The organism is Corynebacterium freiburgense (assembly GCF_030408815.1).
Taxonomy (GTDB): domain Bacteria; phylum Actinomycetota; class Actinomycetes; order Mycobacteriales; family Mycobacteriaceae; genus Corynebacterium; species Corynebacterium freiburgense.
The window spans coordinates 1,274,113-1,286,100 of the sequence record NZ_CP047355.1; the positions used below are offsets into that span (position 1 = coordinate 1,274,113).

The following is an 11,988-nucleotide window of genomic DNA, read 5'->3' on the forward strand; positions in this document are numbered from 1 at the left end:
GTTAAGCTATGTGCATGATTATTTGCGCTCCGTTCGCCGGTATTGTCCGCTTCGTTGTTGAAGTAGGCGATACTGTTGCAGCTGGTGACACGCTGGCTATTGTTGAAACCGTCAAGCTTGAGGCACCTGTGATTGCCCCGGGCCCCGGTGTTGTCACTTCCCGCTTGTTAGACGATTTTGCTGATGTTTATGGTGGTGACCGCATTCTCGAATTAGGGAAAGCATAAATGACTCGCATTATTTCTGGCGAAGCCCGCGGTCGGAAAATCAAGGTACCACCTGAGGGCACTCGCCCAACTTCCGATCGCGCGCGCGAAGGTTTGTTTTCTTCACTGCAAGTGCGGTTTGGGTTTCAGGGCGCCAAGGTATTGGATTTGTTTTCCGGTTCAGGCGCGCTTGGGTTAGAGGCTGCATCGCGCGGCGCAGAGGCGGTTGTATTGGTGGAAAATGACCGTAAAGCCGTTGAGGTTATCCGTCATAATGTGGGCGTCGTAAAACATCCAAACGTCAGTATTGTAGAGCAGAAAGCTTCCACCTACCTTGCGTCCGCACCACGTAATTACTTCACAATGGTGTTGGCTGACCCACCGTACGAACTTGCGGATTCAGCGGTCCGCGAAATGCTTGAGGCGCTCATTCCAACGCTTGTCGACGGCGCGGCCGTTGTTGTTGAGCGGCACGTTGAGTCACCAGAAACCGACTGGCCAGAGTGTTTTACCCCCACAACGCAAAAACTTAAAAAACGTACCTACGGAATCGCTCGAATGGATATGGCGGTATATCATGCCTAGTCATGCCGTATGTCCTGGATCATTTGATCCAGTAACACTTGGACACATCGATATTATTTCTCGAGCCGCTGAGCAATTCGACGAACTCACCGTCCTAGTGACACATAACCCAAATAAAGCCGGGCTCTTTAGTGTCGCCGAACGCGTTGCACTCATTACTGAATCAACCGCGCATATACCCGGAGTCCGCGTCGACTCTTGGAGTGGCCTGCTAGTCGATTACACCACAACTCACAATATTCGTGCCCTTGTAAAAGGACTCCGAAGCGGCATCGACTATGAATACGAACTCCCAATGGCGCAAATGAACCGGCGGCTCACCGGTGTAGACACTTTTTTCCTACTTACCGATCCGAAATTTGGTTATATTTCCTCGACATTGTGCAAAGAAGTCGCTCGTTATGGCGGGGATGTAACTGGCTTACTTCCTGATTGTGTACTCGCCGCACTCAATGAAAAGTTTCGCAATACCACTATGTGAATAAGTACATGACCGAACTGTTAATTGTCTTCTGTACTGTCCTCGCAGGTTCACTACTCCAACGAGTGTCCGGAATGGGCATGGGGCTTGTTTCCGTGCCAATCCTGAGCCTGCTTATCGGTCCAGTCGAAGGCGTGCTCGTAGTCAATATACTCGCCTGTATAAACGCTATTATGATTACCGCTACCGTCCGCGAATATGTCGATTGGAAAAAATTTTCGCTTATTTCCTCGGTGCTTATTGTGGGTGCAATACCAGCGGCATATCTGGTAAAAAATTTCTCAGCAGCGCTATTGCAGATCAGTGTTGGAGCTCTCCTGTTAGCCGCATTGGCCATCGTAGTATTTGGCCAAAAGTTCATTCCACCAATGCAAAACAATGGAACCGCAATTATTTCCGGAATCCTCGGCGGATTTATGAACACGCTTGCCGGAATTGCGGGACCAGCGGTCACTATTTACGCTGTTGCCTCCCGATGGGACCAACGTGCCTTCGCTGCCACTTTGCAACCAATCTTTGTAGTTGCGGCGGCCATATCCTTCCTTGTGAAAATCACTATGGGTGCTGGATCGCTAGCAACCACGCAAACCCTTATTTGGCCAGTCAGTATGATTGGCATGCTTATAGGTATTTGGTTAGGCATTCGATTCGCCGAAAAAATTCCACGCCAAAAAGCCCGAACACTTTCACTCTTAGTAGCAACCGCCGGTGGAGTATCGGCACTTCTCCGCGGGATTCTCACACTTTAATTCTTTGAATACTACATTGCTGTCCGCTAGATGATGACCGATACACCATAAGCAATAGCCGCCGGAATTATCGGAAGCGCCAGATTAGTGATTAAGACCTTCCATTGTAATAAAATTCTAAAATGAAAACCATAATCTGACCACCCGGCACAATGCTCAGTACCTGAAACCACTGCCCAGGGTAGTCTCAGTGCGCAAATAACAAGCCAATCCACAATCACCAGGTCATACACAATAAAAACAACGCCAGCTAATAATGCTGCACAATATGCTGCACCAAAGCCGCCAGAGCCATTGGAAATAAATTGCCAAGTTGAAAGCGTCATGCCAGCCAGCAGGCTGAGAAGAAATAACCCGCCCCAAAAAATCCCTGCTCGCTTTTCTCGGCTTGAAGCCGGGGGCATGCACGCTCTGATATCCGAAGGATAATCGGCCCGGAACGCTTCCTTGCCAAAGCAAATTGCTAAAAGCAACAGCATCATTGGCACCAGCATGATCCAAGAGGATGTAGTAGCAGTGTGCCACAGAATAGCACCCATAAGGTAATCCTAACTTACTGTGGGGCTTGGGTAAATGGAGCCCTTCGAGATGCAAGGGGGGTGGCGCTTGTGTGGCGTTAAATCTGCCTGAACGTAATATTTAATCCAGTGGTGCTAAATATCAGCCCTAGGGATGAGGCTTCTTTTCATTTCCTCACGTTAGGGTATATACGTGCGAATAGTTGCGAAATATTTCGGGTCGTTTGTGCGTTTCGTTGTATTTGTTGCATTGGCGTTTGTCTGTTGGACCGACGTGATTCTTGGTAGCCCGATAGCGAAAACGGAGCCAGCGGGTCCGTTGGGGATTTTGCTCGCCTGCATGATTACAATCGGGCTTTTCGTGTTTCCTTGGGGGAAAGATCGGGCACTTTTTATTGCGTGCTGTGCGTTGACCTGCTGTATTTTTGTATCTGATATTGGGAAAACACTGGTGGTTGTGCCACCAGTGCTGTACGCCGTTTACTTGGCGGCGGCTTTTTCAAAGCGTAGAAATATCTGGCTTGTCTGGGCATTAATTAGCGTGACATTTGCTGGTTTTTCTGGACATAGTTTTGTTCGAGTAACGAATCTGTATGAAGGATTTATTTTTATTTTCACTTGCTGGCTAGCAATTGGTTTTATGTGGCTTTTGGGTTTGCATAAGCGAACCCGTGATGAGGATATTCTTGCCATAAAGGAACGTGCTGAGCTTGCAGCAGTTTTAGAGCGAACGCATATTGCGAGAGAACTACACGATATTGTTGGTCATAATTTAACTTCGGTGATTGCCCTGGCCGATGGTGCAAGATTTGCTGCTAGAAAAAATCCAGAAATTGCGGTGGAAACTTTGGAGACTATTTCAGAATCGTCTCGCGAGGCTTTACGGCAAGTTCGTGGTTTAGTTACCTTATTGCGTGACGACGCCCGGCCCCGTCTCGCCCCCTCAACTGCGGGCATTCCAGCGCTTATTGATGATGCTCGTGCGAGTGGCTTTCAGCTGCACGTTACTGGTGAAATTCCAAAAGACGTTTCCCCGGCAGCTGGTTTTGTCATATTTAGAGCAGTACAAGAATTGCTTACAAATATGCTGCGGCACTCCGCTCATCCGAGTGGATCTCTGATATTCGAGTCGAATTCACAGGCTGTAAAGATTCTGGCAGAAAACGATACTGCAAAGGAAGCGACCGAGGGTGCTGGACTTCGCGGGTTGCAGGAGCGTGTCCGCGCCGTCGATGGTTCAATTCGTATTTCTCAAAGTCAAGGAAGATTTATTGTGCAGGTGGTGATTCCGCGATGATTCGCGTGGGGCTTGTTGATGATCAACCTTTAGTGCGTTCTGGTTTCGCTATGCTGGTGAATTCTCAAGATGATCTTGAAGTGCTTTGGCAAGCTGGTGACGGTTCAGAAGTTGCAGGGCAACCACCAGTTGATGTCGTGCTAATGGACGTGCAAATGCCCAATATGGACGGAATTACCGCTGCGGCCGAACTGCTTCGACGTGATCAGCATGTAAAGGTTATTATGCTGACGACCTTTGATGACCGGGAATATGTTACTGAGGCACTGGCGGCGGGAGCCAGCGGGTTTTTGCTCAAGGATGCCGAGCCAGAGGAGTTGCTCAAAGCAATAAGAGTTGTTGCAGCTGGCGACGCCGTGTTGGCGCCGCGTGTTACCGCAAAGTTGCTCACCGATTTTGTTCCAAGGCCAAAACAAGCGTCATTTGAATCAGCATTATTAACGCCTCGGGAAGTTGAAGTATTGCGACTTATTGCCCTTGGGTATAGCAATACCGAAATAGCCGAATTACATGTAGTCAGTCTGGCGACTGTAAAGACCCATGTTCGGCATATTCTTATGAAACTTGAAGCGCGAGATCGTGTGCACGCTGTGCTATTCGCATACCGAACTGGTCTTGTGAGCCGTGAGGATTTGCTCTCTCAGTAGTAGCTCTCAGCCCTAGGGTTGATGCCTAAAAATCAGCTTGTAGATTGACGAATAATCGTCATTGAACAGCAATGATATAAACCATGACACAACTCGCTATAGAAACTCGTGGTTTAACCAAACGGTTTAATAAGACGCCAGCCGTGGACGCCGTTGACCTTAAAATCCCTGAAGGCAAAATCTTTGGTTTTATCGGCCCGAATGGTTCCGGAAAATCCACCACTATGAAAATGCTATTGGGTTTATCCCGACCTGATGCTGGCGAAGCTTTTGTTCTTGGAGAAAAGATTACTGAAAGGCCGAGCAAGCGTCTAATTCACTCGGTTGGTTCAATGATTGAGACCCCTTCCGGATATGGACACTTGACAGGGGCCGAAAATATGAAAATAATGCAGCGGGCTCTGGGCCTTCCAAGTGAGAACATTCATCGTGCATTGGAGACAGTTCATTTAACTAAACACCAAAATAAATTGGTAAAACAATATTCGCTCGGTATGAAGCAGCGTCTTGGAATTGCTATGGCGCTCGCCCGAAATCCGAAACTACTTATTCTGGATGAACCAACAAATGGTCTTGATCCAGCCGGCATCGATGAAATCCGAAGCCTACTGCTGAAACTTGCACACCAGGGTGTCACTATTTTTGTTTCGAGCCATTTACTCGATGAACTAGACAAAATGGTTGACCTTCTCGGCATTATTATGCGAGGGAAGCTCATTTTTCAAGGTACTCGGCAAGAACTCATGGGGCGCAGTATTCCTGATTTACTCCTGCGCGTTTCAGCACCGGAAACTGTGCTCGCTATGGTTCCGGAAGCTCAACAGCTACCCAACGGAACAATTCGAGTTCCAAATGTGGCTGAATCTGCGGCACCTGTCTTAAATGCTCGTCTCGTATCCCGAAACATTGATGTTTTTGAATTTGCACGAGCCCATCAAACCCTCGAAGACGTATTCCTGGACCTTACTGAAGAGGGAGGCTTGAAATGACGCTTACAAATGTTCAACTCGAATGGCTCAAAATGCGTCGAATGTGGCTGTTCCTTTCGGGTCTTTTCCCGGCTTCAGCTGGTGTAATTCTGGTAGTTCCATCTCTTTTTAGAGAAGGCAATGGAAATTGGCCGGGTTTTATATTGCAAATTTCATTTGCTTTAGCGCTGACACTACCGATCATGATTTCTGTTTTGGCGAGCCGTCAAACTGATATCGAACATACTTCAAGCGGATGGATTTTTGCGGCAACCTCAGGAATCAGTCCAGGATCATTGTGTCGAGCAAAGTTTCTTGCTTTGGCACCAATTGTTGCAGGGATAACTTTCATGACCGTTGGTGGACTATTTCTGCTTGGTTTCATAAGTGAACTTGGTGCAGTCACCGGATTGCAGCATTGGGCTGGGTATGTCATTGCGCTTATTGCCGTAAATCTTTGGTTTTGCGCATTCCATATTGTGCTGGCGGCCTGGACTGATAACCAAATTCTAGGCATGGGAATTGGTGTGCTCGGGGCGTTTATTTCTGGTTTTAGTTTATTTCTCCCGCAGAACTCCATCGCCGTAAAGTTCATTCCATGGAGCTACTACGCACAAATTATCCCAGCAACATTTACAGAAACAGCTGAAGCGGTCTATATTCCTGTTCCCTGGATACCAATTTGCATATTTATCGTGGTTGGGATTATCGCATTCGCTGGGATTACACGACTTATGGATGTAAAGGAATGGTAATGTTTTACGCTGAATTGTTAAAACTTAAGCGGGCGCAGCTCTGGGTTGTTACGTGCATTCTACCCCTGCTTTCAGTGGTTATTGGTACTGGAAATACCACAGCAAATAGTGCGTTAATCTCTCAAACCTGGGAAGGCTTGGAAAGTCAAATAACCATATTTTATGGTTTATTCTTTTGCTCAGTTGGGGTGGCGGTATTGGTTGCTGCAGGTTGGAGGATGGAGCACCAAGGCAATAACTGGAGCCAAGTCCATACAATGACCTCGAACTATTTTAACTTTATGGTCGCAAAAATTCTGGTTCTTTGCCTGCCAATTTTTGCTATGAATTTCGTGCTACTACTAGGCACGGCAATCGCAGGAAAACTAATGCTCCATCTTGCTGGTTTTCCGTCAATGGGGTTTATTCTTGCGATGGTACTTGCAACCGTTGCGGCGGCCCCTCTGGTGGCTTTGCAATCTATTTTCTCGATGTGGTTACGGTCGTTCGCCGCGCCTGTGGGAATTGCATTATTTGGAACGATCTTCGCATATTCGGCCATGCAAAAATCTTTGCTAATTACTTTGGTGGTGCCATATTCACTCTTGTCTCATTCGGTTCTGATGGGGTCTCTTGCGGTCTCGGATAGTACGCCAGTGAATGCACAAAACATCGCCCAGACGTTTGGAGTTGCGATAGTTGTTACGATCCTGCTGGCATTGATTGGATCGTTTGCACTGCGCTGGCGTAAGACGCTAAAGCAGGCTGGATAAAAAGGCTTGGGTACGTTCATGTTGTGGGTTATCAATCACCTGGGCGGGCGTACCCGCTTCGACGACTGCACCACCATCCATAAACACCACTTGGTCGCTTACTTCACGAGCGAAGCCCATCTCGTGGGTAACAACCAACATAGTCATACCACCTTTGGCCAAGCCCTTCATAACATTGAGGACTTCACCAACCAGCTCGGGGTCGAGGGCGGATGTTGGTTCATCAAACAACATAAGTTTGGGATCCATTGCAACTGCTCGTGCAATGGCAACACGCTGCTGCTGGCCTCCTGAAAGTTGCAGTGGATAGGCGTCAGCTTTATGCGCAAGGCCAACGGTTTCCAATAGTTCCATTGCTCGTTGTTGTGTCTGAGCTACCGGTTGTTTTTTTACGTGAACCGGGGCTTCAATAATATTTTCTAAAACTGTACGATGTGGAAATAAGTTGAACTGCTGGAAAACCATGCCAATGTCGGCACGTTGGCGCGCGGCATCGCGTTCGGAAATTTCATAGAGCGTGCCATTGCGTTCTTTATATCCAATAAGTTCGCCATCAACATAAAGGCGTCCGGCGGAGATTTTTTCCAAGTGGTTTACACACCGCAAAAACGTGGATTTTCCAGATCCTGATGGGCCAATAAGACACGTGACAGTTCCTTTTGGTACCTCAAGGTCAATGCCTTTAAGAACTTCGAGTTGGCCAAAGCTTTTGCAAACTTGTTGGGCTTCGATCATTAGTGTTGACATGGTGTTAGGAATCCTCAGAAATGGTCACATTGGCTGGGGGTTTGGCTTCTGCGTCGGCGAGTGCCGCCAATTGTCGGGCAGTGAGGTGCCGGGAAGCGCCGCGGGAGAAGTACTTTTCCAAATAGAACTGGCCAACCATCAAAATGGAAGTAATGACCAAATACCAAGTTGCAGCGACCAATAGCATTGGCACGGGTTCGAACAAACTATTGGCGATATCCATGGAACGTCCGTAGAGCTCTAAAGAATACGGCACGGCCACCACCAAGGATGTGGTTTTCAACATAGAGATCAGTTCATTGCCAGTTGGTGGAATAATAATGCGCATTGCTTGAGGCAATACCGTGCGGCGCATCGTTTGCCACCAGCTCATGCCTAAGGCTTTCGACGCCTCGGTCTGCCCTTCAGGGATTGCTTGGATTCCAGCACGCACGATTTCGGCCATATAGGCGGATTCATTAAGACCTAAACCAAGAACGGCGAGGAAAAACGCATTCTTGAGAATTCCCTGGAGATCTATTTCGGTGAATCCGACATTAATGCTCTGATAGATTGAACCAGCCAAACCCCAAAATACTAGTTGCACATACACTGGCGTGCCGCGGAATACCCAAAGATATGCCCAGCTCACCGCACGCATTACTGGATTAGGAGACATCCGGAGTACAGCAAGGATAGCGCCAAGGGTGACACCAATCAGCATTGCTAGAACGGTGAGTGCAAGCGTGTGGAGCGCTGCATTTGCTACTCGAGTATCGAACAAATAGGCGCGATACGTTGACCAGCCGTATGCTTCATTATTGCTGGCCGAAATAATAAACCAAATGGCCAAAAGCAAGAGAATAGTGGCAGTAATCCAACGTCCCGGATGGGGCAGGGACTTCGCCTCGATCGGCTTTGGTATGTTTGGCGAGGTCATGAATTTTCCTTTCCTACGATGGATTCGCCGTTAATCATGGCGGATTCAACGAGGCCATCTTCCAAACCCCATTGCTTCATAATTCGTGCGTATTCACCAGTTTCGATTAAATGTTGCAAAGCGGCTGCGAGCGCTGGCCCCAGCCCAGAGTTCTTTTTTACGGGCCAGCCGTAGTACGCGGCGTCGAAAATCTCTCCAATAAGTTCGATGCGACCGTCGGAGCGTTCGACAGCCCATGCGGTAACGGGGGAGTCCGCTGAAAACGCATCAGCGCGGCCCAAAATAGCTGCCGTGGCAGCCGCGTCAGAAGCGTCGTAGGCAAGTTTTTCTATGGGCTCTTTGCCGGCGGCGACACATTCTTCGCTACGGCCAGCAACATCGTCTGTATCTGAAACTGTGGTGCGCTGAACGGCAACTGTCAACCCGCACGCATTGTTTGGATCAACAGAATTACCAGGTTGCGACGCCCACTGAATGCCAGCGTTCAAATAATCAACGAAGTCGTAGTTTTTGCGCCGTTCTTCATTGTCGGTAAAACCACTCGCACCAAAATCAACGGTGCCAGCGGAAACCGCGGGAAGAATCAAACTAAAATCTTGATCCTTTACCTCAAGCTCCAGGCCCATTACCGAGGCAACAGCCCGCGCCAAATCAATATCAAAACCAATGATGTTGCCTTGCGAGTCCTTAAACTCGGCAGGAGCAAACGGCGGATTTGTGCCAATCACGATCTTGCCCCGATCGGCAATCTCCTTTGGCACCATCGCTTGAATCTCCGGAACAGCGGCAGGCCGAATATCCTGCCAACCATCAGGTAAACCACCTTCAACATTGGTCACACAACCACTTACAAGCGTGGTGATCGCAACCATGACAGCAACCAGCCATGGAGCTCGATAACGTGAACGCAAAGTCATGCGCATAAATGTAACATATGCATGCTTTGCAATCCAGAAACGGAAGGGAAAATAAATCTATCCAGGGACTATTAGAGAATTATGCAGGTTTCGGTGCATATTTTTCAGCAATGATTGTTGCGGCAACAATAACGGCACCAAGCGCTATAAAACCAAAAATCTTCACCATATTATCGCCAGGAGCCAAAAGCTCAGAGCTGGCAGATTGCCAAGGCCAAAGCGCCCGCAATGAACCAAGCATTAACCCAGCCATAGTAAACAATGTAATTGTCCGGTGGTTCACCATTAGATAATCAAGTAACTTAATAAACAGCACCAAACCTGTAGCTGCGCCAAGACCAAACACTAGAATCACAGAAATATCGCGATCTTTAATTGCGCCGATCACTGGACCGTACAATCCAACAGCCAATAAGAAAAAGGAACCGGATACTCCGGGGAGCACCAATGCACAAATGGCGACAGCGGCAGCGCAAAAGATAATCAACATTGACGGGTCATTACGCTCCGCAGACGTAAAACCAGTACCCCAAAACGTTAACGCCGCAGCACCAATAAACATTGGCACCGCAATAACTAGCTTCTTCCGTAAATCAACCTTATCTACCATGCTGATTGGAACCACGATAGAAACCGCAACCATACCAAGAAACAAACCGCGGGAAACCTCGGGATGATTTTCAACAAAATCATGCATAACCCCCGCCATACCCAACACAGTGGCAGCCATGCCTATACCAACTGGAATCAAAAGCCACCAGTCAATAGCCTTTAACTTCCCATTGACGGAAGCGCGATCAATAACAATCGACTTAGCAACATCAAGCAGCTGATTACCAGCATGTAAGGCACGCTCATAAATACCAACAACCAGGGAAATGGTGCCACCGGAAACGCCAGGAACTAATTCAGCTAATGCAATCAGCCCACCGCGAATAATATTCACCAGCACTTCGATGGGGTTACCCGTAGAACGGGTCACAACAGGGGAGTGTTCGCTCACGAAGAATCCTTTAAATGTTGAGTAAGTAAGAAACGAAAATTCACTTTACGCGGAAACCCCACCATACATCGAGGCTGCGGCCAAGCACGTGAGCAGAAACACGAATATCCCAAGAGGTGGTGTAACCCCCGAACCAGAATCTCCCCAAAAAAGTCAGACTATTTCCTAGTGAAATGGTGAGAACGTGTCCGCGCCAAAATTATTAAACCATAGGTAATAACCCCGAAAGGTATTGCATACGCCAATGTAAAGCCGCCACTCAACACACCAAGTTGAATGAGCAATAACCCCAAAACCAATAACACAACGATCCGAACGTCCAATTGGTCCTTTGAACAATCCTCAGGATGTTTCAGCATTATTCCCTCCTCACGCAATGAAAAACTCTCAATAGTAAAGACGTATCGTTTTAGGCGGACATTCCGCAGATTAGGTGCGGGGCTCTCTCGGCGTGGCCTAAACCTTGACGAAGAACCCATAGGTGCGAAGTTGTCCAAGGCGTGAGTCCATGGACCACAACTAACCCAAGATCGCGAAGAATATGAACTTTAAGATCTATAACCTTATTGAAAACCTCAGCAAGTACGTGGGTCAAGGAAAAGAACAAAGTGATGCGCATTGGCAATAAAACTGAAATAAAAAGTTTGAAGATTGGAAATCTGAAATAGGGCAGGTCGACTGGGGGATTCCGTAAAGAACAATGGTTTTTGAGTGTAAGTGATATTCGGCTTGGTAGTTTTCTGGGCTCGGGTAGGCAAATATAAATTGTGCACTGGGAATTCGGGATGTGAACAGCGGAAATGCAATTACCGGTTGCGCTCCATGTAAAATCTGCCTTAGTAGCTGGGGCTGAAGCTACATCAGTACTGATTTTTCGGTGGAAGTGCTACAAAATTGAGGGGTTTTCAAAACGGTAAAAGGCAGATTTACATTGAGGGTGATCTAGTTTATCTCTGAACTGGGAAAAAATAACTACGTGTTGCATGCAACGTCAGATTTGCCTTTTGCGTTCCAGTGAACGTTCACTATGCCTAGTTCTTAATGCAACAAAACGATGAAAACCGTTCTAATCCAGTCAATCATGCTGAGCGATACCTCCATATATGTGGATGGTAGGGGCTTTTTGTTTTATAGTGCGACGTCAATGGTGAAACCTGCTGCTCGGACTCTTTGGCGGCGGCCTCGGGCATTTGACGACAATTTCACGACAACTGAGGCCAAAAACCGCTGAAATTCACCGAATGCCGAGCTTGCTGCCAAAAAGAAAAACCCCTCCTGAACTGGCAGAAACCAAGGCAGGAAGGGTTTTGATTTTGTGCCCCAGGTGAGACTCGAACTCACACTGGACGGGTTTTGAATCCGTTGCCTCTGCCAATTGGGCTACTGGGGCGTGCGTTGATGATGTTAGCGCATTGTGTTGGGATTGGTGAAATCGAGGTGTAGT

15 protein-coding genes and 1 tRNA gene are annotated in these 11,988 nt (G+C 47.8%); 9 read left to right on the forward strand and 7 right to left on the reverse strand.

Features of this window, described 5'->3' with window-relative positions; translation table 11 throughout:
- The first annotated feature begins 14 nt into the window (after positions 1–14).
- From CFREI_RS05750 to CFREI_RS05765, 4 genes are read left to right on the forward strand one after another with little or no spacing between them, the layout of a single operon-like run.
- On the forward strand, positions 15–227 hold the full coding sequence (locus CFREI_RS05750; protein WP_027013475.1) for a biotin/lipoyl-containing protein: 213 nt from the start codon (positions 15–17) through the stop codon (positions 225–227).
- On the forward strand, positions 228–791 hold the full coding sequence (rsmD, locus tag CFREI_RS05755) for a 16S rRNA (guanine(966)-N(2))-methyltransferase RsmD (RefSeq protein ID WP_027013476.1): 564 nt from the start codon (positions 228–230) through the stop codon (positions 789–791). It abuts the gene before it with no gap.
- The gene (gene coaD, locus CFREI_RS05760; RefSeq protein ID WP_027013477.1) at positions 784–1,272 is read left to right on the forward strand and encodes a pantetheine-phosphate adenylyltransferase; all 489 of its coding nucleotides are present in this window, start codon (positions 784–786) and stop codon (positions 1,270–1,272) included. The genes rsmD and coaD overlap by 8 nt, the downstream gene beginning before the upstream one ends.
- 8 nt (positions 1,273–1,280) lie before the next feature.
- The gene (locus tag CFREI_RS05765) at positions 1,281–2,021 is read left to right on the forward strand and encodes a sulfite exporter TauE/SafE family protein (protein ID WP_027013478.1); all 741 of its coding nucleotides are present in this window, start codon (positions 1,281–1,283) and stop codon (positions 2,019–2,021) included.
- 26 nt (positions 2,022–2,047) lie between these two features.
- Here CFREI_RS05765 and CFREI_RS05770 read toward each other — a convergent pair whose 3' ends face one another.
- Positions 2,048–2,560: a hypothetical protein gene (locus CFREI_RS05770; RefSeq protein ID WP_051256106.1), complete on the reverse strand. Its 513-nt coding sequence runs from the start codon at positions 2,558–2,560 to the stop codon at positions 2,048–2,050.
- 172 nt (positions 2,561–2,732) lie between these two features.
- Between CFREI_RS05770 and CFREI_RS05775 the strand changes: the two genes are divergently transcribed.
- The 5 genes from CFREI_RS05775 (at position 2,733) to CFREI_RS05795 (ending at position 6,958) form a co-directional block, all read left to right on the forward strand.
- A complete protein-coding gene (locus CFREI_RS05775) occupies positions 2,733–3,836 on the forward strand; it encodes a sensor histidine kinase (RefSeq protein WP_051256107.1) in 1,104 nt (367 codons plus the stop codon).
- Positions 3,833–4,483 carry a response regulator gene (locus CFREI_RS05780; protein ID WP_027013479.1) on the forward strand — a complete coding sequence of 217 codons (651 nt, stop codon included), beginning with the start codon at positions 3,833–3,835 and terminating at the stop codon, positions 4,481–4,483. The genes CFREI_RS05775 and CFREI_RS05780 overlap by 4 nt, the downstream gene beginning before the upstream one ends.
- An 83-nt stretch (positions 4,484–4,566) precedes the next feature.
- Positions 4,567–5,472, forward strand: a complete 906-nt coding sequence (locus tag CFREI_RS05785; RefSeq protein ID WP_027013480.1) for an ABC transporter ATP-binding protein — start codon at positions 4,567–4,569, stop codon at positions 5,470–5,472.
- On the forward strand, positions 5,469–6,206 hold the full coding sequence (locus tag CFREI_RS05790) for an ABC transporter permease (RefSeq protein WP_051256108.1): 738 nt from the start codon (positions 5,469–5,471) through the stop codon (positions 6,204–6,206). Before CFREI_RS05785 ends, CFREI_RS05790 begins: the two co-directional genes overlap by 4 nt.
- Positions 6,206–6,958 (forward strand): ABC transporter permease, encoded by a 753-nt coding sequence (locus tag CFREI_RS05795; protein ID WP_051256109.1) that lies wholly within the window; start codon positions 6,206–6,208, stop codon positions 6,956–6,958. The genes CFREI_RS05790 and CFREI_RS05795 overlap by 1 nt, the downstream gene beginning before the upstream one ends.
- Here the strand turns inward: CFREI_RS05795 and CFREI_RS05800 are convergent.
- From CFREI_RS05800 to CFREI_RS05825, 6 genes are all read right to left on the reverse strand, one after another.
- Entirely contained in the window at positions 6,941–7,705 is a 765-nt protein-coding gene (locus CFREI_RS05800; RefSeq protein ID WP_027013481.1) for an amino acid ABC transporter ATP-binding protein, read from the reverse strand. The two genes, CFREI_RS05795 and CFREI_RS05800, sit on opposite strands and share 18 nt — an antisense overlap.
- Positions 7,706–7,709: 4 nt before the next feature.
- A complete protein-coding gene (locus CFREI_RS05805; RefSeq protein WP_027013482.1) occupies positions 7,710–8,624 on the reverse strand; it encodes an amino acid ABC transporter permease in 915 nt (304 codons plus the stop codon).
- Complete coding sequence (locus CFREI_RS05810) at positions 8,621–9,535, reverse strand: ABC transporter substrate-binding protein (RefSeq protein WP_205618474.1); 915 nt, start codon at positions 9,533–9,535, stop codon at positions 8,621–8,623. Before CFREI_RS05810 ends, CFREI_RS05805 begins: the two co-directional genes overlap by 4 nt.
- An 85-nt stretch (positions 9,536–9,620) precedes the next feature.
- On the reverse strand, positions 9,621–10,544 hold the full coding sequence (locus CFREI_RS05815; RefSeq protein WP_027013484.1) for a DUF368 domain-containing protein: 924 nt from the start codon (positions 10,542–10,544) through the stop codon (positions 9,621–9,623).
- 158 nt (positions 10,545–10,702) lie between these two features.
- Positions 10,703–10,903: a hypothetical protein gene (locus CFREI_RS05820; RefSeq protein ID WP_027013485.1), complete on the reverse strand. Its 201-nt coding sequence runs from the start codon at positions 10,901–10,903 to the stop codon at positions 10,703–10,705.
- Positions 10,904–11,860: 957 nt separating this feature from the next.
- Positions 11,861–11,934 (reverse strand) — tRNA-Leu (locus tag CFREI_RS05825).
- Between the last annotated feature and the right edge of the window lie 54 nt (positions 11,935–11,988).